At 68.9% G+C, this 23,813-nt stretch carries 19 protein-coding genes, 1 tRNA gene and 1 pseudogene; 4 read left to right on the top strand and 17 right to left on the bottom strand.

Going from position 1 to position 23,813, the window contains the following annotated elements:
* Window positions 1-45 precede the first annotated feature (45 nt).
* Window positions 46-600, top strand: coding sequence for a DUF7332 family protein (locus tag C470_RS01445; protein WP_008364716.1), 555 nt, complete (start codon window positions 46-48; stop codon window positions 598-600).
* 4 nt (window positions 601-604) lie between these two features.
* On the opposite strand, the gene C470_RS01440 is transcribed toward C470_RS01445, so the two are convergent.
* The 3 genes from C470_RS01440 to C470_RS01430 all read right to left on the bottom strand — a co-directional run bounded on the left by C470_RS01440 (window position 605) and on the right by C470_RS01430 (window position 2,482).
* Window positions 605-1,153 (bottom strand): DUF6517 family protein, encoded by a 549-nt coding sequence (locus C470_RS01440; RefSeq protein WP_008364714.1) that lies wholly within the window; start codon window positions 1,151-1,153, stop codon window positions 605-607.
* A gap of 119 nt (window positions 1,154-1,272) precedes the next feature.
* Entirely contained in the window at window positions 1,273-1,593 is a 321-nt protein-coding gene (locus C470_RS01435) for a transcription factor S (RefSeq protein WP_004595707.1), read from the bottom strand.
* A gap of 82 nt (window positions 1,594-1,675) precedes the next feature.
* Complete coding sequence (locus C470_RS01430) at window positions 1,676-2,482, bottom strand: alanyl-tRNA editing protein (RefSeq protein WP_007344765.1); 807 nt, start codon at window positions 2,480-2,482, stop codon at window positions 1,676-1,678.
* A 150-nt stretch (window positions 2,483-2,632) separates the two neighbouring features.
* On the opposite strand from C470_RS01430, the gene C470_RS01425 reads away from it, so the two are divergent.
* On the top strand, window positions 2,633-4,447 hold the full coding sequence (locus C470_RS01425; RefSeq protein WP_008364711.1) for a DUF7289 family protein: 1,815 nt from the start codon (window positions 2,633-2,635) through the stop codon (window positions 4,445-4,447).
* Between the two features lie 34 nt (window positions 4,448-4,481).
* Here the strand turns inward: C470_RS01425 and C470_RS01420 are convergent, their stop codons facing one another.
* Genes C470_RS01420 through C470_RS01390 form a run of 7 tightly spaced genes read right to left on the bottom strand, consistent with a single transcriptional unit; the run spans window position 4,482 to window position 13,830 of the window.
* Window positions 4,482-5,255, bottom strand: a complete 774-nt coding sequence (locus tag C470_RS01420) for a DUF7289 family protein (RefSeq protein WP_008364709.1) — start codon at window positions 5,253-5,255, stop codon at window positions 4,482-4,484.
* Window positions 5,252-5,743 carry a DUF7266 family protein gene (locus tag C470_RS01415; protein ID WP_008364706.1) on the bottom strand — a complete coding sequence of 164 codons (492 nt, stop codon included), beginning with the start codon at window positions 5,741-5,743 and terminating at the stop codon, window positions 5,252-5,254. Before C470_RS01415 ends, C470_RS01420 begins: the two co-directional genes overlap by 4 nt.
* Window positions 5,736-6,731, bottom strand: a complete 996-nt coding sequence (locus C470_RS01410; protein ID WP_008364704.1) for a DUF7261 family protein — start codon at window positions 6,729-6,731, stop codon at window positions 5,736-5,738. The genes C470_RS01415 and C470_RS01410 overlap by 8 nt, the downstream gene beginning before the upstream one ends.
* Window positions 6,728-7,339, bottom strand: coding sequence for a DUF7288 family protein (locus C470_RS01405; RefSeq protein ID WP_008364703.1), 612 nt, complete (start codon window positions 7,337-7,339; stop codon window positions 6,728-6,730). The genes C470_RS01410 and C470_RS01405 overlap by 4 nt, the downstream gene beginning before the upstream one ends.
* 1 nt (window position 7,340) lies before the next feature.
* Entirely contained in the window at window positions 7,341-7,880 is a 540-nt protein-coding gene (locus C470_RS01400; RefSeq protein ID WP_008364701.1) for a DUF7287 family protein, read from the bottom strand.
* Window positions 7,870-9,900, bottom strand: a complete 2,031-nt coding sequence (locus tag C470_RS01395; RefSeq protein ID WP_007344758.1) for a type II secretion system F family protein — start codon at window positions 9,898-9,900, stop codon at window positions 7,870-7,872. The genes C470_RS01400 and C470_RS01395 overlap by 11 nt, the downstream gene beginning before the upstream one ends.
* Window positions 9,901-9,921: 21 nt before the next feature.
* The gene (locus C470_RS01390; RefSeq protein ID WP_008364698.1) at window positions 9,922-13,830 is read right to left on the bottom strand and encodes an ATPase, T2SS/T4P/T4SS family; all 3,909 of its coding nucleotides are present in this window, start codon (window positions 13,828-13,830) and stop codon (window positions 9,922-9,924) included.
* Window positions 13,831-13,937: 107 nt separating this feature from the next.
* Here C470_RS01390 and C470_RS01385 point away from each other — a divergent pair, with 107 nt between their 5' ends.
* A complete protein-coding gene (locus C470_RS01385) occupies window positions 13,938-14,636 on the top strand; it encodes a DUF1405 domain-containing protein (RefSeq protein ID WP_008364696.1) in 699 nt (232 codons plus the stop codon).
* 160 nt (window positions 14,637-14,796) lie between these two features.
* Here the strand turns inward: C470_RS01385 and C470_RS01380 are convergent.
* The 3 genes from C470_RS01380 to C470_RS01370 all read right to left on the bottom strand — a co-directional run bounded on the left by C470_RS01380 (window position 14,797) and on the right by C470_RS01370 (window position 16,187).
* Window positions 14,797-14,869 (bottom strand) — tRNA-Arg (locus C470_RS01380).
* Window positions 14,870-14,922: 53 nt separating this feature from the next.
* Entirely contained in the window at window positions 14,923-15,198 is a 276-nt protein-coding gene (locus C470_RS01375) for a Sec-independent protein translocase subunit TatA/TatB (protein ID WP_004595696.1), read from the bottom strand.
* 71 nt (window positions 15,199-15,269) lie between these two features.
* Window positions 15,270-16,187: a hypothetical protein gene (locus C470_RS01370; protein WP_007344755.1), complete on the bottom strand. Its 918-nt coding sequence runs from the start codon at window positions 16,185-16,187 to the stop codon at window positions 15,270-15,272.
* Window positions 16,188-16,332: 145 nt separating this feature from the next.
* Between C470_RS01370 and C470_RS01365 the strand changes: the two genes are divergently transcribed.
* On the top strand, window positions 16,333-16,803 hold the full coding sequence (locus C470_RS01365) for a redoxin domain-containing protein (RefSeq protein ID WP_004595694.1): 471 nt from the start codon (window positions 16,333-16,335) through the stop codon (window positions 16,801-16,803).
* 64 nt (window positions 16,804-16,867) lie between these two features.
* On the opposite strand, the gene C470_RS01360 is transcribed toward C470_RS01365, so the two are convergent.
* The 4 genes and pseudogenes from C470_RS01360 to gyrB all read right to left on the bottom strand — a co-directional run bounded on the left by C470_RS01360 (window position 16,868) and on the right by gyrB (window position 23,687).
* Window positions 16,868-18,910: an AMP-binding protein gene (locus C470_RS01360; RefSeq protein ID WP_008364694.1), complete on the bottom strand. Its 2,043-nt coding sequence runs from the start codon at window positions 18,908-18,910 to the stop codon at window positions 16,868-16,870.
* Between the two features lie 51 nt (window positions 18,911-18,961).
* Window positions 18,962-19,214 (bottom strand): annotated as a pseudogene (locus C470_RS16450) (hypothetical protein); the annotation flags it as partial.
* A 61-nt stretch (window positions 19,215-19,275) separates the two neighbouring features.
* Window positions 19,276-21,774 (bottom strand): DNA gyrase subunit A, encoded by a 2,499-nt coding sequence (gene gyrA, locus C470_RS01355; protein WP_008364692.1) that lies wholly within the window; start codon window positions 21,772-21,774, stop codon window positions 19,276-19,278.
* Entirely contained in the window at window positions 21,771-23,687 is a 1,917-nt protein-coding gene (gene gyrB, locus C470_RS01350) for a DNA topoisomerase (ATP-hydrolyzing) subunit B (RefSeq protein WP_007344752.1), read from the bottom strand. The genes gyrA and gyrB overlap by 4 nt, the downstream gene beginning before the upstream one ends.
* Window positions 23,688-23,813 lie beyond the last annotated feature (126 nt).

Genomic DNA, 23,813 nt, shown 5'->3' with positions numbered 1-23,813 from the left:
CCGCCGACCGCGGTGATTTAACCCGGGCCGACGAAGGAACGGTCGATGACACGACCGCGGCGGACTCGCGTCCGCGCCCTCGCGCTCGCGCTGCTGCTGCTCGCGGCGAGCCTCGGCGCCGGCGCGGTCGCGGGTCAGGCCGCGGCGTCGGGGGAAACGGCGACGCAGTCGGCGGCCGAAGGTCCCGCCGCCGGGCCATCGACCGTCGGGCCCGGCGTCGACGCGAACCGGAGCGAGGTCGCCCCTATCACGCGGTGTTTCACCGGGAGCGGGTATCCGATCTCGATTGGCGACGGCGAGGGTGGGGCGACGATGGAGACGGTGATCCACCTCTCCGTGCTGACCGACCCCGGCGCGGGCAACGAGTTCGGGATCGAGACCGCCGGGCGGCTCGACGGCGAACCGATCGTGGCGCTCGCCGCGGGGGTCAGGCTGACCGGACGGGAGGCGATCGCGAACGGGTTCGACCCGCTCGCGGCGTTCGACGTGCTGTACACCTACGAACTCCAGCTTCCGATGTTCGCCGGGTCGGTCGGCGACGCCGACTACGAGGACGACGGGTCGCCTATCGAGTCGAGCGCCGGCGCGGTCGACTGCTGACCGGTTACTCCGAGCGCTCGACGCCGTCGTCGCCATCGGCGGCGTCCGGCGGCCGAACCCCGCGCACCAGCGCCAGCACGTCCTGCCTCGTCGCCTCGAAGCCGTCGCCGGTCGGGTAGGCGCCGCCCGCGAGCAGGTACTCCCCTGCCTCCCACACCGCGAGCAGGGCCTCGACGGGAACCCGTTCGCCGTCGACCGCACAGCGGCCGTGAAACACGGTGAGCGTCGCGCGCGACGCGCCCGGGTCGTCGAGGTCGAGGCGCCGCTCGTCGCGGCGCGCGAGGTCGGTGATCTCTCGGTCGGCGAGGCGGTCGCGGAACCCCTCGCAGGCCCGCGACTCGACGAGCCGGGTCAGGGCGGGGTTCGGTCCGGCGTCCGGCGTGATCCGGAGCCGGCTCGCGAAGAAGAAGGGCCGCGGAGGCGCTGTCTCGCGCTCGTAGCGCGTCGTCCCGGCCGTGACCGAGACCGGGCCGGCCTCGAAGGGGCGCTCCGTCGTCTCCGCGACGAGCGTCCAGCCGTCGAGGCGGTCGCTGGGGACGGCCGGTGGCTCCATGGTCCCGCCTCTCTCCGGACGGGAATAAAACGGACGGGCACCGAGAGAGGAGTCAAACTGGCACCAGGAGAGGAGTCAAACTGGCACCGGGAAAGGAGGTGGAGCGGGTGAAAGCGCGGTCAGTGATCGTCTTCTCGCCACTTGTGTTCGCACTCGGTACAGACGAAAAAGCGGGTCTCGGACTCGTCGGCCGAGCGGATCTGCTGCATGTACCAGTACGCCCGGTCGTTGTCGCACTCGGGGCACTGGGCCGTCGTCGTCGGGAGCCCCTTGTCCTCCGCGTCGCTCACGTCGACGATCTCGGACTCGACCTGCGACTGGGTCGTCCACTCGTCGTCGCCGTCGTCGCGCCCGATCTCGTAGCCGCAGGCGTCGCACACCCAGTGGTCTTCGCCCTCGCCGGATTTCATCATGGATCCGCACTCGTCGCAGAACTTCATGCCCGAACCTACCGCGGATCGTATTTAAACGGCGGGATCGCGGGCGAGGGCCGGACGCGCGCTCGGGGGGCCGACGCGGCCGTCAGTCCGCGTCGACGTGTTCGGCGAGCGCGAACCGGACCCGCTCCTCCTCGGGGCCCTTCGTCTCCCGGCCGGTGACGACGACCTCGCCGATGTCCGCGGTGTTCGCGACGTGTGTCCCCGCGCAAGCGGTGCGGTCGTACGGCTCGTCCGCGCCCGCGATTTCGACGATCCGAAGCACCTCGATCGAGTCCGGGAGGAGGTCGATCCGCGTCCGGTCGGTGTCCAGCGTCGCCTCCGCGGTCTCGCGGTCCATCGTGTAGCTCGACACCGGTCGCCCGTCGGCGACGAGCTCGTTGAGCCGCGACTCGATACGCTCGAGATCGTCGTCCGTGAACCGGTCGTACTCGGCGTCGAGGCGTGCGCGGTCGTCGTACAGCTGGTTGCCCGTCGTCCGCGCGCCGAACTCGTCGAGCAGCAGCGCCGACAGCAGGTGCTGTGCGGTGTGGTACCGCGAATGCGCCGCACGACGGTCGGCGTCGACCTCGCAGGCGACCTCGGTTCCCGGCTCCGGGAGCGGAGGCGACTCGGCCCCGTCGGCCACCCCGTCGTTCTCGCCGTTCTCCCCGCCGACCGGTTCGACCTCGTGGTGAACCGTGTCGGCCATCTCGACGTCGACGACGCGCCAGCGAGCGTTCGCCTCGCCGTCGGGGACCCGAACGGTTCCGGTGTCGTGCGGCTGGCCGCCGCCGGTCGGGTAGAAGTGGGTCCGGTCGAGGACGAGGCGGTCCGGATCCGAGAGGACGCGCTCGACGGTCGCCTCGAACGCCGTCACCGTGTCGTCCGCGAGGTAGAGTCGCTCGGTCACGGATCCCCGGAGGGACGCCGGCGAGATATATCCCCGGCTCTCGGTCTCGCACGGGTCGGAGTGTCAGGAGCGCGGTCGCCCTCGGTTCGGGCTATCGCGACTGATACGCGGGTGTCCACGTTTATCAGCGGACCCGTCCTACGAGGCCGTATGAACGGGGGTGAACGCGGAGCGACCGCCGAGCGCGGGCAGAGCGAGGTGCTCGGCACGGTGCTGCTGTTGGGGCTGACCGTCGCGGTCGTCGGCACCACCGTCGCGCTCGGCGCGACCGCGCTCGACGACTCCCAGCGGACCGCCGACATCCAGCGCGTCGAGGGGGCGATGACGCAGGTGGACTCCAAGGCGAGCCTCGTCGCGCACGGCGGGTCGCCCTCCCAGCGCCTTCGGCTCGATCCGGGACGGAACGCGGACCTGCGCGTCGACGAGGGGGCGGGATCGATGCGGATCGAGGTCGAGACCGAGAACGGGACCTACACGAACGAGACCACGCTCGGAGCGATCATCTACGAGCGCGGCGACGACGTCATCGCCTACCAGGGCGGCGGCGTCTGGCGCGCGAACCCGGACGGCGCACAGATGGTCTCGCCGCCGGAGTTCCACTACCGCGGCGACACGCTCACCCTTCCGCTGGTGACGGTCGCCGGCGAGGGGGACCTCTCCGACTCGGTCGCCATCAGCGACAGCGGCGAGCGGCCGGAGGATCTGTTCGCGTCGGAGAACGTCTCGAACCCGCTCCTGGGTGGAAACGTCACTATCACCGTCGAGAGCGAGTACGCCGAGGCGTGGGGGCGCTTCTTCGAATCCAGGACCGAGGCGAACGTCACGCAGTTGTCCTCGAACGAGGTCCGGGTCGAGATCCGGACGAAGACCGTTCACCCAACGCTCACGACGAGCGCCTCGGCGGTCGGAGGGTCGAGCATCGCTGCGGGCGGAATCAGGCGACTCGAAGCCGACAGCTACGATTCCGGTTCCGATTCTGATCCCAATCGGTACGGGCCCGACACCGCCGACGACAACGCGGTGGTGCGGACCAACGGCGGGTTCGGGAAGGGGGAGGGCGGGATCGGCAAGCTGGAGGAGATCCGGATACGCGGAGACCTGCTCATGGGGGCGGACGATTTCCCACCCGGACAGTTCGAAAAGAAGGTAAACGTGAGCGGAGAGATACGGACTAACGTCGATTTCGTCAGCCTGAATCCCGTATCCGGGGCGATCAGACAGCAGATCGACGATCTGCGAGACCGCGACACGGAACGTACGACGGGGTCGTTCGCGTTCGACGGCGGGACCGAGACCGTGTCCGAAGACACGGAGTTCACCGGTGACCTCGTCATCTCCGACGAGAAGACGCTCATCGTCGAGAGCGGGACGACGCTCAAGGTCGACGGCGACCTCGACATCGAGGACGGCGGCTCCCTCGTGCTCGACGCCCACAGCGACGAGATCGACGTGCTGGTGGACGGGAGGATGTTCGTCGGCGGAACGGACGCGGTCCAAGCGAAGGGCGGCAACCCGGTGAACCTCCACGTCAGCGGACCGGTCACCGTCCGGGGCGACGGGACGGCCGGCGGGCCGGCGTCGATATCGACCGAGAAGGACACGCGGCTCGAGCTGTTCACGCTCGGCCGCGTCACCCTCGACGACGGCGCGAACGTCTCGGCGGACGGGGACCGGACGGAGAACCTCTGGCTCTACTCGGGCGAGGACCCGATCGACATCAACGGCAACAACGGTCGCGTCAATTTCACGGGGGTGTTGTACGCGCCGGAGAGCACGATGACCCTCGACGGGTCGATGACGTTCACGGGGTCGTTCACGGCGAACGAGTTCGAGTTCAACGAGGCGCGACTGAAGCTCCACTACGACGAGGCGCTGCGGGACAATCAGCCGTTCGACGGCAGGTCGGTCCCCGTCGTCAGCCACCTCCACGTCTCCACGCACACCGTGGTCGTCGAGTCCGACTGAGCCCGGCGGTCGGCGCGCACCGCGCGCGTCCCGGTCAGTCCGAGAACGAGACCCGCGCTGCAGTCCGGTGGACGACGAACCGATCGTAGCGGTCGGCGTCGAACGTCACCGTGAGGTCCGCGGAGCCGTCCGTCGTCACGGACAGCTGCTCGTGTTCGTCCGCGAGGTCGCGGTAGTACCGCTCCCAGACGACTGCCTGCGTGGAGTTGATGTCGAGCGTGACGTTCTCGGCGGCGGTCCGGTCGTCGGCCGCGACCTCCCGTTCCGTGCGTTCGCCGACGACGAGGACCGTCCGCTCGCCGCTCACCGACTCCGCGGGGCCGCCGAGTCCGTACAGCGAGTAGACGACCGTGTCGCCGACCAGCAGATCGGGCTCTCTGATCATCACGCCGTTGTCGCCGTCCATCCGGAACACCGCGCCGTTCTCGTAAACGATCCGGGTGTCGCCGGCGCCCCGGTACGTGAGGGATCCCCCCTCAATAACCTGTGACTCGAACCCCGTCCCGTTGAGCCGGAACTCGGACTCGTCGTTGAACGCCAGCTCGCCGCCGCCGAGCCGGAGCTCGGTCGCGCGGCTCGGCACGCCGTCCCGGCTGAGGTCGTTGAGGTTGTCGTGGAGGACGTCGAACGCGCGCTCGACGTTGTTGTCGCGCTCGGCGAGCTGGGCGTCCTCCAGCCCCCCGAGCCCGACGGTGAACGTGACGGCGATGGTCGTCGCGATCAACGCGAACACCAGGACGAACCCGACGGTCTCGCTGACGCCGCGGTCAGCGGTGGCGAACGCGGACGCGCGGTTGGAGCCCGTCACGGCTCGCTCACCACCACTGCGCCGTCGCCGTCGGCCCCGCCGTCCGGGTCCCACCGGATCCGCAGGTCGCCGCCGTCGACGGTCGCGTTCTCGACCGCGACGGTCTCGCTCGTGCGGAAGGGGACTTCCACGGTCGCGTCGGTCTGCTCGCTTTCGAGCGCGATCGTCCCCTTGGTGCCGTTCGCTTCGATCCGTATCCGGTAGCCGGTCCCCGAGACCCTGTCCGGGAGCGTCAGCGGTCGGTGGACCGTGAGGTTGTCTCGGGACTCCGCGGTCGCGACGAGCCGGTCGACGGTCCCGATGTCGGCCGCGATCCGCTCGCCGACGACGGTGAGCTCCCCCTGTGCCGCGCGCTCCCGCTGCGTGTCGACGAACGACCCGCCCGCGACGAACAGCCCCGAGAGCAGCAGCGTCGAGACGGCGAGCGTCATCACGTAACCGACGGTGACCGACACGGCGCGGTCCGACCCGCCCGAGCGGTCACGCATCGCGCTCACCCGGCGCGAGCCGTATCACGTCGCGGTAGGTCAGCTCCGGCGTCCGGTGACCGACCTCGACTTTGACGCTGTACACCGCCTCGGTGACGTACGGCCGGGAAGAGCGGTCGGCGTCCGCGCCGCCGTCGCGATTGTCGACGACGAGGTGGTACGTCCCCTCCGCCGCGTCGCCGTTCTCGTAGCGGATATTGTACGGCGGGTGTGGTTCGCTCTCGGTCTGGACCGCTTCGGCCCAGAACAGCGCGTCGAATGGCTCGCCGTTGACCGTGCCGGCGGTGAAATCGACCGTGTGGTTCCCGTCCGGACGGGGTGCGAACGTCTCGTTAGTCGTCCCGGTCGCGTTTTCCACCGTCACGGTGAGGTTGCCGTCGGCCTCGCCCGTCAGCGTCGCCGACCACGTCTCGTTGGTGCCCCCGGTCGTCCCGTCGGCCACGACGGTGAACGCGCCGCTCGTCGACTCCGGCAGCGAGGTAGGGTCGACCGCCATACGGAAGTTCCGCGTCCGGGTCGCGTTCCCCGCGACGGTCCAGTCCGCTGCGTTCGAGTCGGGCGCCGTCATGTTCCGGAGGCCGCTCTCGGTCTCGTTTTGCGCGATGAAGTAGCCGTCCTCGACGGTGGATCCTCTCACCCGAACGTCGGCGATCACCCCGTCTCGCGCTCGGATGTCGGCGACCGTCTCGGCGTACGTCTCCGCGCTCGCGTTGAATTCGGTGAAGACGTCGCCGTCGCTCGCGTTCCGGTGTTCGCGGTGTAAGATTCCGGCGAGGTCCTCCGTGACGCCGTCGCGGAACTCGATCGCTTCCGCCCCGCCCGCGTCGGCGCCGCGGGTCGCGAGGTTCTCCGTGTAGATGACGGTGTTCAACAGGAGCACGACCGCGACGAAGAGGACCGCAAGCGTCAGCCCCGTGATCAGGATGATCTGCGCCCGGTCCTCGTCGCGATCGGCGTCTCCGCCGCCGAGAGGACTGGAGATGCTCACATCTGCCATGCGGTGATGCGCACCTCCACGACCGTGTACAGGATTTCCCCGTTCCCGTCGACCGGGTCGGCGAAGTATCCCCTGCCGGGGCCGTCCTCAGCGAGGACGTGCTGGTCGTCGGCGCCGAACCGGTCGTCGCCGTACAGCGTCACGCGGATGCTGGCGGTCGCCGCGTTGTCGCTCGGCGAGCCCATATCGACCATCGCGACGTCGCCCGTTCCGTCGCTGCTGTCGTCCGGGTAGTAGACGTCGATGTCGAACGCGATCTGGCGGTCGCCGAACGCCTCCGTCAGCGGGTCGTGTAACGGGTGCGAGTCCGGGGGCATCCCCGCGTACCCCTCCTCGTCGGTGGCTCCGACGAAGCTCCCGTTGTCGTAGTACAGGAGCGCCGCCGAGAGGGTTCCGCTCGCGTCGGTCGTCGAAAGCAGGTCCTGTGCCGCGATCGACGCCTGATTCTCGACGTGCTGGTTCGACGTGCTCGCCGACAGCGGCGTGACGGCCGTCGCCTGCGTCGCGAAGATGAGGCCGGTGACGAGGAGTAGCGCCGCCGTGAACGCCTCCAGCGTGTGCGCCTGCCCGCGGTCGTCGGGGAGGTGTTCGACGAACATCTCACCACACCCGCAGCGTGAGCCGGTAGGTCTCCGGCGGCTCTCGGTCTCCGGGGTCGTCGATGGTGACGATGCGGCTCGCCGACGAGACGCTCGTGCTGCTCGGCGGCGCGGGGCCGGCGCGCATCGCGACGGGGCCGTCGTCGGAGTCCAGCCTCTTTATCGCCCCGTGCTGCGTGACCGTGAGGTTGAGCCCGCGCAGGTCGTCGACGCCGAGTTCCGCGTGGAGGTCGTCGGCGGTCGCCGTCCACGCGCAGTCCGACTCGGCCGCCGTGCCCGGGGCCGTCTCGTTGAAGAAGCCGAGCGTACACGCGTGCGACAGCGTCGCGGTCGATCCCGCGCCGGCGAGCGAGGATCCGGCGAGCGACGACTCCGCCAGCCGCGCCGCGCCGCGCTCGGCGACGATGACGGTCGCCCCCTCGCCGACGGCGTACGGCTCCAGCAGCGACGGGACGAACGCGAAGGTGAACCCGACCGCGACGAGGAACACCGACATTCCGACGACGAAGTCGAGGACGGTCTGTCCGCGGTCATCCGACATAGATCCACACCCCCAGCGCCAGCGTCATCAGGATCACGGCGAACTTCACGCCGGATATCAGCTCCGCGTCGCGGATGTAGCCGCTGATGAAACCCGAGAGGATCGCCTGGATCGTCACCGCGTGAAAGAACAGCATTGAGAGCACGTCGGGGTCGACGCCGCCCCCGCCTCCGCCGAACCCGGCCCCGCCGCCCCCGTCGCTCTGGGAGACAAGGTCGCCCATCACGTCGATGAACTGCGTCTGGAGGATGGCCATCACGCCGAGCAGCGTGACGTACGTCATCACGATGATCGCCACCTGCATCCGGGTCCGGGACTTCCGCTCGCGCTCGATGTCGTCCTGGTTCTCGGAGGCCTGCGCGGCCGTCGTCAGCACGTCCGTGATCTGCGAGGACGCCTCCTGGGCCTCCGTGATCAGCTTCACCGTCCGCGCGAGCCGGGGCACCGCGTACGAGTTGTTGAACTCCACGAGGGCGTCCCGCAGGCTCATCCCGTAGTTCACCTTCGCGTGGATCACCTCGAACTCCTCGGCGAGCTTCCCCGTCGACGTCTCCGAGACCGTCTGGACGGACTCGAGCAGCGTCTGTCCGGTGTCGTTCGCGGAGGAGAGCTTCCGGAGCGTCTCCGAGAGTTTCCCGGTCACCGCCCGGCGCGAGCGCTGGTGCCACTCGTAGAAGAACCCGAGCGGGATCAACACGACGTAGACCGGGACGTAGAGCCAGACGAATGCCGACCACACCGGACGTGCGACCCACCCGTCGAACGTCGTCGGCGCCGACCCGGCCGCGGCCGCGACGACTACGAGCGCGATCGCCGCGGGCACGGTCAGCGCGAGGGTGTACAGCGGATTCTCGCGGAGGAAGAGGTGCGGTGCGGCGAGGATCTCCTTCGTCTTGTGGGTCCCCTCGCGATCGCGGATGCGATCGAAGACGCCGAACGTCCCCACGAACGCCTCCACGAGTCCGAAGTGGAAGAGCCCCTCTTGGCTCGTCTGTCGGAGCCGTTCGCTGCCGCCGTCCGGTTGGAGGTAGCCGTCGCCGGGCTCATCTTGTTTCACCGTCGAGACCAACACGAGGAACCCGGCGCCGACCAAGGGGATGAGGACGTACACGGTCGCGTACAGCAGCCGGTCGTCGGCCTCGCCCATCATCCCCATGATGACGAGGATGATGATGAGCAGGAGCGGAAATAAGGAGAGCGTCATGTACATCTCGCCGAACAGCTCCAGGGTCTCCAGGGTCATCTCGCGCTCCTGTTTCGACGTGCGGAGGTGTTTCTCCTTTTTGTCCTTCAGGAAGCTCTCCATGTCGCCGCCGGAGTTGACGATCGAGAGCATGTCCGCGAGGAACTGCGAGAGCTCGTCGGAGGGGGTCTCCATCGACTGCTGGCGGATCGCGTTCCGGTAGTCGGTCCCGAAGTACTCCGTCTCGTTGACGATGCTCTGGAACTCCCGGGACACCTCGCCGTAGGTGTCCTCGGCGGTCGCCATCGCGCGCAGGATCTCGAGCTGGTTCAGCCCGCCGACTGAGAGCGCGTACATGAACGACACCGAGTCCGCGAGCAGGAGGTTGATCTCCCGCTTCCGTGCGGAGGCCCGCGAGTACGGGACCGCGACGACGCCGCCGAACCCGATCGCGAACCCGATCGAGCCGAATATCAGCCCGCTGAGGAGCACCGCGGTCGGCACGACGAGCGAGCGGAGCAGCTCGGCTATCCCGGGCGTCGGCGCCGGCATGCCGAGCGAGAGCGACGACGGGTCGATCAGCCCGAGCGAGAACACCCCGTAGCCGACCAGGGTGCCGAGCGCCCACAGCGCCCCGCCGACCAGCAGTCCGACCGCCAGCGCCAGCGAGACGTACATCTCGACCTGGTCGGGCATCCGCGCCTCCGCCAGCTTGCGCTCGACGTCCGCGACGAAGTCGCCCTCGGGGTCGAACAGCAGCTCGAACACCGGGTAACACAGCTCCGCGAGGACGTTCGCGTCCATGCCGCCGTCGCCGGCGTCCACGTCGAGGCTCACGACGCGGCCCTCACAACGGGGTCACCCCTCCTCCGCGGGTTCGACGGCGTCGAACCCCCAGTCGTCGATGTCGTCGGTCGAGCCGTCGTCGAAGCCGTCGTCGCTCTCGCCTTCGGCCTCGGTGTCGCCGCTCTCGTCCGCTTCCTCCGCAGACTCTCCGCCGTCCTCATCCGTCCCTTCGTCGTCGATCGCCTCTGAGGGCTCGCCAGCCACGGAGCCCGCGGCGCTGAACCCCTGGCTCACGTCGGGGTCCGAATCTGGTTCGGGGTCCGCGTCCGGGTCGCGCGCTGCGCCCCGCTCGTTCGGGGCCGCGGGCGACGAGAGCACGTCGACCCCCTCGTCGAACGGCTCCCCGAAGTCGATCCGGTTCTGCTCGCCGGAGCCGTCGCCGGCCGCCTCGGAGACTCCCTCGAAGTCGCCGTGCGCGGGGCCCGGCGACGGGGTTCCCGAGGACCTCGGGTCCTCCGCGTCCGGGCGCGGCTCGTCCGGGCCGTCCGAGCCCGTCCCGCTCGTCGCCGGTTCCGGACCGGCCGGCTCGTCGTAGGCCGCTTTGGCCTCCAGAGCCGTCTCGGCGAGCGCCTCGCGGTCGCTCGGGGCGGCCTCGACGTCGCCCGCGTGGTTCATCTCCAAGAGGGCGTCGGCGACCGAGTCGGGCACCTCGCCGCGGTACGTCTCGAAGATGTCATCGGCGGCGTCGAGTATCTCCGCGGCCTCCGCCTCGCCGTCCGCGTCAGGATTCGGCCGGGGGACCAGCTCCTCCTTCTCGCGGTCGACGTTGATCAGGACCGACTCCATCTCCCGGAGGTCCTCCAGCGAGCGCTCCAGCTCCTCGTTTGCCATCAGGGCGAGGACCGTCTCGGGGTCGTTGATGAACGCCTGGAACGTCGCGGCCACCTGCGCGTAGCTGTTGAGCCCGCGATCGATGAGGTAGGCCAACACGACCCGTCGCTTGCGGAGCTCCTCGTTTAGGGTCTCGCGGCTCCACCCGCGGTCGAACATGATGTCTTCGAGGGTGTTCGAGTCGCCCATCTGGAGGAACTCGTCCGTCTCGGCCTGCCACTGGAACACGTCCTGAACGTTGATCTCGTCGTTCTCGGCGTCGTAGTGGTTGATCTCGGTGATCGACTTGTTCCGGCGCACCTTCTTGCCCTGAACCCGCGTCGACGTCTGGATCGACACCAGATCGAGGGCGGTGAACATCGTCTTCGAGACGTTGATCGGGTCGGTGGTGAACCGCTTGAGCACCTCGCCCACGGAGTCGGCGTGGAACGTGGTGTAGGTGGTGTGACCCGTCGACATCACCTGGAAGGCTGTCCGGCCCTCCTCGCCGCGGATCTCGCCCATCACGATGTAGTCGGGGCGCTGGCGGAGCGCGGCCTCCAGTAAGTCGAACTCGTCGATGTCGCCCTTGTCGTCGTCCGAGAAGGAGGGGCGCGTGACGGAGGCGATCCAGTTGCGCTGGGGGAGCTCCACCTCGCGCGTGTCCTCGATGGAGACGATCTTCGCGTTCGAGGGGATGAAAAGCGAGACGGCGTTCAGGCTCGTCGTCTTCCCGGAGGCGGTGCCGCCCGCGAAGATCAGGCTCTTGTGGTTCTCGATCGAGAGCCACAAAAAGGCCATCTCGTCGAGCGAGAACGTCTTCCAGTTGATCAGGTCGATCGGGGTGAAGGGGACGTCGTTGAACTGGCGGATCGTGTAGTTGGTCCCGTGGTCGGACACCTCGCGGCCGAGCGTGAGCTGGGCGCGAGAGCCGTCCGGCAGCGTGGCGTCCACCTGCGGCCTGCGCTTCGAGATCCCCTTCCCGGAGCGCTGCGCGAGCTTCACGACGAAGTCGTCGAGCTCGTCGGTGCCGTGGTAGACGTTAGTGATGATCTGTTCGTACTCGGAGTGGTAGACGAAGACGGGGGAGTTGTACCCGTCACAGGAGATGTCCTCGACGTTGATGTCGTACTTGATCGGGTCGATCCGCTCGTAGCCGACGAAGTCCCGCTTGAGGTAGTACAGCAGCTTCTCGACCTGGTGGGCCGACAGGGTCCGGGAGTCCTCTGCGAGCACCGCGGGCTCGGGCCGGGCGCTGATTTTCGGCCGGTCCGTGGGCGCTTCCATCGGCGGCTCGTAGCCCAGCGACTCCGCGATCCGCCCTGCGATCCCCTCCGTCGGGTCGATCCCGAACCGGTCGACCAACGTGTCCGCGATCCCCCGCTCCTCGCCGTCGTCCTCGTAGAGCCCGTAGCGGTCGAGCAGCGTGCGCGCCTCCTCGACGATCACCTCCTCGCGGAACGCCTCGTCGCCGCCCGCGATCGACTCGTCGGCGTACTTGATCGACGTGCGGAGCTTCCCGGTGAGGAACTCGGTGAGGTCCGCCTCGATCTCCGTCCGGTACGGCTGAACGGCGTAGTACTTCGCCTCGTTCTCCTTCCGCGACCGGAAGACGATGACGAACGCGTACGGCTTGTTCACCCAGTAACGCTCCTCCTCTTGGAAATGCGTCTTCTTCGGCATCGGCACCGCCTTCTCCAGGTCGTACCGGTTCGTCAGCGTGGTGTGTCCCTCGTCCGTCGAGAAGAACGCGTCCTCGTCGACCTCGGGGTTGACGTCCACGGTCCGCTCGTCGACGAGGTCGGCGAGGTCGGCCGCGGCGGTCCCGCCCGCGCCGAGCAGCTCCTCGGTCCGGTCCGGGTCGAAGCCGAGCGCCTCGGTCTTGTCCTCGTGGGTGAACGAGAGCGGCACCGCCTCTCCCTCCTCGTTCTCCTCGGTCGGCGGGTTCCCGTCCTCGTCGAGGAAGAACTCCTCGCGGTAGTCGTCCCACGTGTAGTACCCCTTCAACACCGGGACGGAGTAGGGGTCGTACCGGGCCGCGCACAGGTCCCAGAGGACGTCTCCGACCGCGGCCGCGGCGCGGAACCGGTTGTCGGTCTCGCTCGGGTCGAACCCGAGGAGCGTCGCCGGGTCGAACTCGACCCGGTCCCACTCGTTCGGAGTCGGCGCGCGCGACGGGACCGACTCGACGTCGCCGCCGGACGCGACGACGACGCCGGAGACGCCGCCGCGGCCGACCGGGGCGTCGAAGACCGTCTCGGGGCCGGTATCACCGCGTTCGGCCTCGTCTCCGTCGCGTTCCCCGTCCGTATCCGAACGCGACTCTCCGCCCTCGTCCGCGCCGGCATCAGCGACTGCGCTCTCGTCGTCCGAGTCCGTCTCTCCCACTTCGTCCGAGTCCATCTCGTCGGCGCCGGATCCCGCCTCGTCCGGCGCAGCGTCTCCGACGGTCTCGGCGTCCGCGTTTTTTTCGGAGTCCCCCTCGTCAGCGACGTCTTTCTCGCGCTCGTCCTTCTCAGCGGATTCGGGCGTCGCCGGCGCCGCCACCCGCTCACCGGTCGGCACGACGGCGGCGCCGTCGAGGACGACGGCGTCGGTGCCGGCCACGAGCGTCCCCCGCTCGGGGGTCCCGTGGCCGGGCACCTCGGTCTCGCCGTCCGCCTCGAAGGGCTCGTCGACGCCCGGGGCACGGACGACCCGGTCGACGCCGTTCGGCAGGTGGAAGGCGACCGCGGCTGCCGGGACGACCGGCGCGTCCGGCACGTCGGCGTACACGCGCTCGGCGGCGTCCTCGCGTCCTCGTTCCGTCAGCAGCGATCGCCAGGTGTACCGGGCGGTGACGACCGGCGCGCCGTCGCTCGTTTCGTCCCGCTCGTCGGACTCCGAGAGGACGGACACCCCGCCGTCCGAATCCGCCGTCTCGTGTCGTTCTTCCGGCTCCGCGCCCGCCGCGTCCCCGTCCGCCGAGTCCTCTTCCTCAGTGTCCGTGTCTACCGCGTCCGGTTCGGTCGCGTCCGCGTCCTTCGGGTCGGAGTCGGACGCGCCGGACGCCGATCGATCGCCCTCGGGGTCGGACCGCGGGGCGGACCGCTCGGCGTCCTCGTTGGCCATGGTCGGGGGAACGGCGCGTCCGTTGAAAAAGGTGTCTCGCAAAACACCGCGATTGATAATCGTCGCGGACGGGCGGATTTTAGGCCCCCGCGCACCGATCGTCGTCCGTGTCACGCACCGAGCGGCTCCGACGGCTTCGACGACTCCGCCGGCCGTCGGTCAGGCGGCGGGTCCGGGCCGCGATCGCCGAGGAGCTGCTCGGGACGCCGCGGAGCCTCGCCGTCGTCTGCGCGTTCACCGCGTTCATGCTCGCGGTGGGGATCGGGTACTACGCGCCGACCGCGGGCGAGGTGCCGGTCGCGCTCTGGCCGCTGTACGCGGACTCGGCGGTCGCGGTCGCGCTCGGCGGCGCAGTCCTCGCGACCCTCGTCCCGACCGTGCGACGCGGCGGCGACGTCACCGCGGACGCCCCCGCGTCGCGGCCGCTGGCGTACCTCCACACGCTCGCGTTCGTCTGGCTGGTCCAGTTCGGCGTCTGGCCGCTTGTCTCGCTCAACCTCGCGTTCGGCGAGTACGTCGCCGCGCCCGACGCCTGGATCTACTACTGGGGCGTGATCGGCACGCACCTGCTGTTCGTGGGGCTCGCGCTGCTGTTCCCCGCGTTCGGTCGCACGACGCGTGGCGCGCTCGCTGCGACGCTCGCGCTCGGCGTCGCCAACGTCGTCCTCGACTACGGGTTCGGCTACCACCCGCCGCTTTTGTACGAGCCCGGACTCGGGCTGGCGGCCGCGACGCTCGCGATCGCGGTCGGGTCGGTCGCGCTCGCGTCGCACTCGTTCCGACGGCTGGGGGAGGGTACTGACTGAGTCTCGCTCGGAAGAGTCGACTCCAGCGAACGCCATTTAAATAGCCTCAACTGCTCCGGCGAACGCCATTTAAACGTATAAAAGGGCGCGGCGGGATCCACGCGAGCGAGCGAAGCGAGCGTGGAGCCAGTCGCGCCCGTGACTGAGCGAAGCGAAGGAACGGGCGCGACGGGATTCGAACCCGCGATCGAGAGGTTAGGAACCTCTCGCCCTGTCCGCTAGGCCACGCGCCCAGAACGAGTGGAGAAAACGGGACTGCGGGGATCGGTCGGCGGAGGGGGCCGGCTTACGTGCTCGTTTCCTTGTCGGTCTCGGTCTCGAGCTCGTCGAGGTCGTCGTCCTCGTCGTCGAGCGTCGAGTCCGCCTTCTCGCCGTCTTGCATGTCTTTCAGTTCCTCTTCGACCTGCTCGCGGCCCTTCTTGAACTCTCCCATCGCCTGCCCGGTCGACCGAGCGAGCTTCGGGATCTTGTTCGCCCCGAACAGCAGGACCAACACGAGCAGGATGATGAGGAGCTCCGGCCCCGCCGGAATGCCGCCGATCAGTGGTGTCGCACTTACCATCTCTGTCTCGCAGTAGCCCTGTGTCGATTATAGTCTTTTTGCCTCGTCCGATTCGACGCGGGGCGCCCGAGTCAGTCCGGCCGGGAAAGGTGCGTGAAGTACCAGCTGCCGTCGTAGCGGACGAGCGGGACGACCTCCCCGTCAGCCGAGAGCGCGTCGAGGACCGTCGCGAACGCCTCCGAGTGTGGCGGGGACTCGGCGTACTCCGAGTCGACGGCCTCGTCGAGGATCGCTCGCTGGTCCGCGGTCGGATCGCCGATCGACCGGCCGCGCTCCTCGCCGACGACCCGACGGAACTCGCGCTGCGACGAGGCGACGCGGTCGGCGCGGACGGCGACCGTCGCCACGTCGACCGACCGTTCCCCCTCGAACGCGAACCGGAGCAGTTCGCCGTCCCACTCGACCCGTTGGCCGTCGTTCTCCGGCACGAACAGGGAGCGCTCCCGGCGCTCGGCGGACGCGTACGCGAACGTGACCTCGAACGGCGGATAGTGGGGCGCGTGGATCAGCGACGCGTTCCCGAGCGCGTCGCGAACGGCGTCCCGGTCGTGCTCCGGGAGGTCGGCAAACGACACGCTCGACGGGGGATCGAGGAGGAACGAGTCGACGGAATCGACCTCGACCGTGTAGTCGTACCCCGGCGCCGCGACGGAGCGGACTGTCTCGGTTTCGACCCGGTAGTACGCGGGCGAATCGGTGACGACGTACGGCGCCGAGACGCCCGGCGCGTAGTATCCCTCGACCGTCGCCTCGCCGCCATCGACCGCGGTCCGGACGGCAGTCCGTCCCGCGTGGCCGACGGCGTCGATCGGGGTGCTGAACTCGTTCGAGACGCCCACGGGTGAGGCCTCGTCGAGCTGAAGCGCGGTCTCCGCGCGGGCGCCGTCCGCGGAGTCGTCCGTGAGACAACCGGACAGCGAAGTCAGCGGGACAGTCGCCGCGAGCAGTGCCGTCCGTCGGCGGGTGAGTCGGCGTGGAGGGCCGGACATGAGCGGGCGTTTGTCGGTGACGCACTTGACTCTCCCCCCGAGCGCCGAGCCGGATTCGTTCCATCGATACGGATCGGGGAGACCGGGACTCGGGCCGGGTTCCGGCGTCGAAACCGTGATACCTGCGGCCGACGAGACGTTTGATATGCCAGACGTCGGCGACGACGCCCCCGAATTCACCGGATCGCTCGTAGACGGCGACATCGAGCCGTTCGACCTCGCCGACCACATCGGTGAGGAGCCGGTCGTGCTCGCCTTCTTCCCCGCCGCCTTCTCGAACACCTGTACCGACGAGATGGAGGCGCTCCGCGACGGGTTCGACCGCGACGACTGCGCCCTGTTCGGCGTGAGCACCGATCTCCCGCACGCGCTCGGCGCGTACCGCGTCCAGTACGACCTCCCGTTCGCCTTGGTCGCCGACCCGGACCACCGCGCGATCGAGGCGTACGACGTGATCGAGGACTTCGAACACTACGGCGTCGAGACGGTCGCGCAGCGCGCCGTCTTCGTGATCGACGCGGACGGGACCGTGACGTACCGCTGGCTCGCGGACAACGCCGGACAGGAGCCGGACTACGAAGCCCTCGACGAGGCGGTGGCGGACGCGACCGCCTGAAGCGGGAAGGTGAGGGACGCGACTGCCTGAAGCGGGAAGATGGAAGACCCGACCGTCGAGGAGTTCAGTCCGGGTCGCGCAGCGCCTCCAGCGCCTCGGGGTTCTCCATCGACGAGAGGTCCCCGGGGTCCTCGTCGTTGTACACCGACTCGATCGCACGTCGGATGATCTTCCCGGACTGCGTCTTCGGGAACGCGTCCACGAACAACAGCTCTCGCGGCCGGAACGGCTTGCCGTGCTCGTCGCCGACCAGCGCCCGCAGCTCCTCGCGGAGGTCGTCGCTCGGGTCGACGTCCGGTTCGAGGACGACGTACGCGACGACGGCGGTGCCGGTGGTGTCGTCGGGGACGCCGACCGCCGCGGCTTGGTTGACCGCGTCGTGGTCGATGAGGACGCCCTCGATCTCGGCCGGGCCGACCTTCCGCCCCGCGACGTTCAAGGCGTCGTCGGCGCGGCCGTGGAGGAACCAGAAGCCGTCCTCGTCCTTCTGCGCGAAGTCGCCGTGGTCCCAGAGGTCGGCCCACGTCGACCAGTACTCCTCCAGGTACCGCTCGTCGCCCGACCACAGCGACTTCGTCATCGACGGACACGAGTCGCGCGCGACGAGGTAGCCGCGGCGCCCCGACTCCTTCACCGACTCGCCGGTCTCGTCGACGATGTCGATGTCCATCCCGAGCCCCGGCCCGCCGAGCGTACAGGGCTTGAGGGGCTGGTTCGGCATCGGCATCAGGAAACAGCCGCAGATCTCGGTGCCGCCGGAGATGTTGATGAGAGGGCACTCCCCGCCGCCGACCGCGTCGTAGAACCAGCGCCACGACTCGGGGTCCCACGGCTCGCCGGTGGAGCCGAGGATTCGAAGCGAGGAGAGGTCGTGGTCCTCGACCCACTCGTCCCCGTGCTTGCGGAGCGCGCGGATCGCGGTCGGCGAGATGCCGAACTGCGTGATTCCGTGCCGGTCGATCATCTCCCAGAAGCGGTCCGGCTCGGGGTGGTCGGGCGCGCCCTCGTACATCACCACCGTGCCGCCGAACGCGTGGTTGCCGATCAGCGTCCACGGGCCCATCATCCAGCCGATGTCGGAGACCCAGAAGAACCGGTCCGCGGGCTTCTGGTCGAAGCCGAAGTGGATCTCCTTCGCGCACTGCGTGAGAACCCCGGCGTGGGTGTGGACGATCCCCTTCGGCGTCCCCGTCGTCCCCGAGGAGTACAGCAGCATGGACTCCTGGTCGCTCGGGAGGCACTTCGTCTCGTACGTCGCGGGCTGGGAGCCGACCGCCTCGTCCCACGTCCGGTCGCGACCGTCGTCCCACGGGACGGAGTCCGCGTCGGCGGCACCGCTCTCTTCGGCTCCGTCGCCGTCGCTCGCCGGCGTCGCCCCCAGTCGGTCGTAGACGACCACCTCCTCGACGTGGCCCGCGTCCGCGACCGCGTCGTCCGCGGTCGCCTTCAGCCGGACCTCGTCGCCCCGGCGGTAGAACCCGTCGCCGGTGAACAGCACCGAAGGCTCCGCGTCTTCGATCCGCGTCGCGGTCGCCTCGCGGCCGAACCCGGAGAAGATCGGGACGGCGATCGCGCCGACCTTCAGGCAGCCGTAGAGGATCGCGACGACCTCCGGCACCATCGGCATGTACAGCCCGACGGTGTCGCCGGTCTCGATCCCCGCCTCCGTCAGGTAGTTCGCGACGCGGTCGCTCTGCCGGCGGAGCTCGTGGAAGGTGATCTCGCGGACGTCGCCGGGCTCGCCCTCCCAGATCAGCGCGACGCTGTTGCGGTTCGGCGAGTCGACCGCTGCGTGGCGGTCGACGACGTTGTGCGCGACGTTGACCTCGCCGCCGGGGTACCAGTCGGAGAACTGCGGGCCGTCCGCGTCGTCACGGACGGCGTCGTAGTCGGTGTAAAACTCGATGTCGAGGTAGTCGACGATCTCGTCCCAGAACCAGTCGACGCCCGATTCGGGCTCGCCCGGGACCTCCGAAGTGGTGCGCTCGATGAGCCCCTCGTAGTCGTCGATCCCGTACTCGCGCATGAACGCGGCGACGTTCGTCGACTCGGCGAACGCCTCGCTCGGCTCGTGTACGACCTCGTCTATCCCCTCGTACTCGTCCATCTCGTCCGGGGGTTTTCGCGGCGACAGTAAGTAACTTTCCTGAGGGACTCGGCGCGGGTCGACGCACTCGCCCGCGACCTCGACGGTCTCGCGTCGACGTGACCCGCCCGTCGTACAGCCGACAGGTCGCCGCGTCCCACGCAAACCGTCCCTCCCAGTCGGCGCGCGTCACCGTTACCTCGTGGCGGCCGCCGGCGCCGACGATGATCTCGAACGCGCGAGCGACGCCGGCGTCGACGCGACCGGACGCCTCCTCGTACGTCGCGCCGTCGTCTCCCTCGACGACCACGTCGACGTCGACGGGACATCAAGCGCGGACACGCGACTCGCCGTCGTCGACGCAGGCGAAGGGGGACGGGAGACGGCTACTCGTCGTCGTCCGCCTCGTCAGCGTCCGCCTCGTCCGCGGCGGCGTGGACCGACTCGGGGACGATGTCGACGGAGGCGACCTCGTCGTCGGGGTCGAGGTTCATCACGATGACGCCCTTCGTGTTGCGGCTCACCGTCGAAATCTCCTCGACGCGGGTCCGCATGATCTGCCCGGCTCCGCTCATCGCGACGAGGTGGTCGCCGTAGGTGACCGCCTCGATGGCGACGACCTCGCCGTTGCGGTCGCCGGTCTTGATGTCGACGAGCCCCTTCCCGTTGCGCGACTGCGGGCGGTACTCGTCGAGGTCCGAGCGCTTCCCGTAGCCGTTCTCGGTGACGGTGAGCACCCAGTTGTGGTACTCGTCGTCGATGGCCGCGACGCCGGCGACGGCGTCGCCCTCGCGGAGGTCGATGCCGATCACGCCGCGGGCCGTGCGCCCCATCGCGCGGGCGTCCGACTCGTCGAAGCGGATCGCCATCCCGTTCCGGCTGCCGATGACGATGTCGCGCTCGCCGTCGGTCACCTCGACGTCGACGAGCTCGTCGCCGTCCTCCAGCCGGATCGCGCGGATCCCCGTCGACCGGATGTTGCCGAACTCGTCGACGGCGGTCCGCTTGATGTAGCCGTCGCGGGTGACCATCGTGAGGAACTCGTCGTCGTCGAGGTCCTCGGTGTTGACCACCGACTCGATCTCCTCGCCGTCGTCCAGATCGAGGAGGTTGACCGCGGACTTTCCGCGGGCCGTGCGTGACATCTCCGGGATCTCGTACGTCTTCAGCTCGTAGATCTGCCCGCGGTTCGTGAACACGAGGAGGTAGTCGTGAGAGTTGGCCGCAAAGACGGAGGAGACGCGGTCGCCCTCCTTGAGTCCGGTGCCGATGATCCCCTTCCCGCCGCGGTTCTGCGCGCGGAACTCGTCGAGCGGCATCCGCTTGATGTAATCGTCCTCGCTCATCACGACGACGCACTCCTCTTCGGGGATCAGGTCCTCGTGGGTCACGTCGCCCGCGTCCTCGATGAAGCTCGTGCGGCGCTCGTCGTCGTACTCGGCTTTGATCTCCCGCAGCTCGTCGACGATCACCTGATCGAGCTCGTCGGGGTCCGAGAGGATCGTCTCCAGGCGCTCGATCCGGGCCTTCACTTCCTCGTACTCCGCTTCGATCTCCGCGGTCTCCATCGAGGTGAGCGAGCCGAGCTGCATCCGGACGATGTGTGCCGCCTGCGCCTCAGTGAAGTCGAACGTCGACTCCAGCGCGGCCTTCGCGGCGTCGCGGTCGTCGGAGTCCTGGATCGTCTCGACGACGCTGTCGACGTTGTCGAGGGCCTTCAGCCGCCCTTCGAGGATGTGCGCGCGGTCCTCGCGCTCGGCGAGCTCGTGCTCGGAGCGCCGGCGCACGACCTCGCGGCGGTGGTCGACGTAGTGTTCGAGCGTCTGCTTGAGGTCCAGCACCTGCGGCGAGCCGTCGACGAGGGCGAGGTTGATGACGCCGAACGTGCGCTCGAGGTGGCTCTCCAACAGCTGGTTCTTCACGACCTCGGCCATCGCGTCGCGCTTGAGCTCGACGACGATCCGGATCCCGTCGCGGTCGGACTCGTCGCGGAGGTCGCGGATCCCCTCGATCGCGCCCTCGTTGACGTCCTCGGCGATCCGCTCGACGAGCCGCGACTTGTTCTGCTGGAAGGGGAGCTCGCTGATGACGATCCGGCCCTCCTCCTCGTGGACCTCGAACTCCGCACGGACGCGGATCCGTCCGCGACCCGTCTTGTACGCCTTGTGGACCGCGTTCCGGCCGACGATGTTCGCGCCGGTCGGGAAGTCCGGCCCCTTGACGTGTTCCATCAGGTCCTCGACGGTCGCGTCGGGGGTCTCGATCAGCTCGACGGTGGCGTCGATCACCTCGCCGAGGTTGTGGGGCGGGATGTTCGTCGACATCCCGACGGCGATGCCGGAGGAGCCGTTGACGAGCAGGTTCGGGAACGCCGCGGGCAGCACCTCGGGCTCCTCGAGGCGGTCGTCGTAGTTCGCCTGGAAGTCGACGGTGTCGCGCTCGATGTCCGCCATGAGCTCCTCGGCGATGGGGGCCATCCGGGCCTCCGTGTACCGCATCGCGGCCGGCGGGTCGCCGTCGACGGAGCCGAAGTTCCCCTGCCCGTCGACGAGGGGATAGCGCATCGAGAAGTCCTGCGCCATCCGCGCGAGCGTGTCGTAGATGGCGCTGTCGCCGTGCGGGTGGTAGTCGCCCATCGTCTCGCCGACGACGGAGGAGGACTTGCGGTGCGCGGAGTTGCTCGTCACGCCCGCCTCGTTCATCGCGAAGAGGATGCGGCGGTGGACGGGCTTCAGCCCGTCGCGCACGTCGGGGAGCGCCCGCCCCGCGATGACGGACATCGCGTAGTCGATGTACGACTGCTCCATCTCGTCTTCGATGCGCGCGTTCGTCACCTGTGCCGCCCGTACGTCGCCGGGGTCGGCGTCTGGCGTCTCAGAGCTCATATGTCCACCCACTCCGCTTCGGTCGCGTGTTCCTTGATGAACTGTTTGCGCGGCTCGACCGCGTCACCCATCAGCACGTTGAACATCCGGTCCGCCGCGGCCGCGTCGTCGATGGTGATCCGCTTGAGCCGGCGGTTCTCCGGGTCCATGGTGGTGTCCCACAGCTGGTCGGGATTCATCTCGCCGAGGCCCTTGAACCGCTGGACCTGCGTGGGGTTGCCGTCGCACTCCTCCTCGACGATGCGGTCGCGCTCCGCCTCGGTCATCGCGTCGTACGTCTCGCCGCGGTAGCGGACGCGGTAGAGGGGCGGCTGCGCCGCGTACACGTAGCCCGCTTCGAGCAGGGGCTTCATGTGGCGGTAGAGGAGCGTCAGGAGGAGCGTCCGGATGTGGGCGCCGTCGACGTCGGCGTCCGTCATGAGGATGATCTTGTTGTACCGGACGTCGTCGATGTCGAACTCCTCGCCGATCCCGGCGCCGATCGCGGTGATCAGCGCGCGGATCTCGTCGTTCTCCAGGATGCGGTCGAGGCGGTGTTTCTCGACGTTGAGGATCTTCCCTTTGAGGGGCAAGATCGCCTGGTTCTCTCGGTTCCGGCCCTGCTTGGCCGAGCCGCCGGCGGAGTCGCCCTCGACCACGAACAGCTCCGCCTCGGTCGGGTCGCGGGTCTGACAGTCCGCCAGCTTGCCGGGGAGCGCTGTCGACTCCAGCGCGGACTTGCGCCGGGTGAGCTCCTCGGCCTTCTTCGCGGCCTTCCGGGCGCGCGCGGCCTCCGCGGCCTTGTGGACCACCTTCTCGGCGGTGTCGGGGTTCTCCTCGAAGAACGTCCCGAGCTTCTCGTGGGTCGCGGACTCGACGACGCCGCGGACCTCGCTGTTGCCGAGCTTCGTCTTCGTCTGCCCCTCGAACTGCGGGTCCGGGTGTTTCACCGAGACGACGGCCGTGAGGCCCTCGCGGACGTCCTCGCCTTTGAGGTTGGCGTCGAGGTCGTCGACGAGCCCGTGCTCGTTGGCGTAGTCGTTGACGGTCCGCGTCAGGGCGGTCTTGAACCCGGTGAGGTGGGTGCCGCCCTCGCGGGTGTTGATGTTGTTCGCGAACGCGTGGACGGAGCCCTGAAGCTCCTCGGTCGCCTGCATCGCGACCTCGACGTGGACGCCGTCGGTCTCGTCCGCGAAGTAGATGACCTCCTCGTGGATCGGGGAGCGCGTCTCGTTGAGGTACGCGACGAACTCGCGGATGCCCCCGTCGTACTTGAACGTCTCCTCGGTGTCGTCGCGGTCGTCGACGAGCCGGATCTCGACCCCGGAGTTGAGGAAGGCGAGCTCGCGGAGCCGGTTGGCGAGCGTCGACGTCTGGAACTCGGTCGTCTCGAAGATCTCCTCGTCGGGCCAGAAGCGGATCTCCGTGCCCGTCGACTCGCCCGATTCCATGTCGCGGACGCGCTCGAAGCCGTCCTCGGCGGGCTCGCCCCCCGCGAACCGGTGGCGGAAGACGCCGCCGTCGCGCTTGACCTCGACCTCCAGCAGCTCGGAGAGCGCGTTGACGACGCTGACGCCGACGCCGTGGAGGCCGCCGGAGACCTGGTACGACTTGGAGTCGAACTTTCCGCCGGCGTGGAGCACGGTCAGGATGACCTCCAGCGCGGGGCGGTCGTACTCCTCGTGGGTGTCGACGGGGATGCCGCGCCCGTCGTCGCTGACGGAGACGGAGCCGTCGTCGTGGATCCGCACTTCGATCTCCTCGCAGTGACCCGCGAGCGCCTCGTCGATGGAGTTGTCGACGACCTCGTAGACGAGATGGTGGAGCCCTCGACCGTCCGTGGACCCGATGTACATCGCCGGTCGCTTACGGACGGCCTGCAGGCCCTCGAGGACCTGAATCTGGCCGGCTCCGTATTCGCTCTGCTCTGACATAGGAACTTACCGTCGCTAATCGCCGTCGGGTTATAAAGCCGGCGCACGCGCGCGGGCGTGAGCGCAAGTGGAGTCGGGGGCAGCGAGTGGAGTCGGGGGCGGCGAGCCGAGCCGGGGGCGGCGAGT

The organism is Halorubrum distributum JCM 13561, from assembly GCF_000337395.1.
GTDB lineage: Archaea > Halobacteriota > Halobacteria > Halobacteriales > Haloferacaceae > Halorubrum > Halorubrum distributum.
Note: the sequence above shows the minus strand (reverse complement) of the source record. Positions and strands in the feature narration are given on the sequence as shown.

Coding starts and splice junctions, on each gene's coding strand:
- C470_RS01445 (WP_008364716.1), top strand. CDS start 46: ATGACACGACCGCGGCGGACTCGCGTCCGCGCCCTCGCGCTCGCGCTG.
- C470_RS01440 (WP_008364714.1), bottom strand. CDS start 1,153: ATGGAGCCACCGGCCGTCCCCAGCGACCGCCTCGACGGCTGGACGCTC.
- C470_RS01435 (WP_004595707.1), bottom strand. CDS start 1,593: ATGAAGTTCTGCGACGAGTGCGGATCCATGATGAAATCCGGCGAGGGC.
- C470_RS01425 (WP_008364711.1), top strand. CDS start 2,633: ATGAACGGGGGTGAACGCGGAGCGACCGCCGAGCGCGGGCAGAGCGAG.
- C470_RS01415 (WP_008364706.1), bottom strand. CDS start 5,743: ATGCGTGACCGCTCGGGCGGGTCGGACCGCGCCGTGTCGGTCACCGTC.
- C470_RS01405 (WP_008364703.1), bottom strand. CDS start 7,339: ATGTTCGTCGAACACCTCCCCGACGACCGCGGGCAGGCGCACACGCTG.
- C470_RS01400 (WP_008364701.1), bottom strand. CDS start 7,880: ATGTCGGATGACCGCGGACAGACCGTCCTCGACTTCGTCGTCGGAATG.
- C470_RS01390 (WP_008364698.1), bottom strand. CDS start 13,830: ATGGCCAACGAGGACGCCGAGCGGTCCGCCCCGCGGTCCGACCCCGAG.
- C470_RS01375 (WP_004595696.1), bottom strand. CDS start 15,198: ATGGTAAGTGCGACACCACTGATCGGCGGCATTCCGGCGGGGCCGGAG.
- C470_RS01370 (WP_007344755.1), bottom strand. CDS start 16,187: ATGTCCGGCCCTCCACGCCGACTCACCCGCCGACGGACGGCACTGCTC.
- C470_RS01365 (WP_004595694.1), top strand. CDS start 16,333: ATGCCAGACGTCGGCGACGACGCCCCCGAATTCACCGGATCGCTCGTA.
- C470_RS01360 (WP_008364694.1), bottom strand. CDS start 18,910: ATGGACGAGTACGAGGGGATAGACGAGGTCGTACACGAGCCGAGCGAG.
- gyrA (WP_008364692.1), bottom strand. CDS start 21,774: ATGAGCTCTGAGACGCCAGACGCCGACCCCGGCGACGTACGGGCGGCA.
- gyrB (WP_007344752.1), bottom strand. CDS start 23,687: ATGTCAGAGCAGAGCGAATACGGAGCCGGCCAGATTCAGGTCCTCGAG.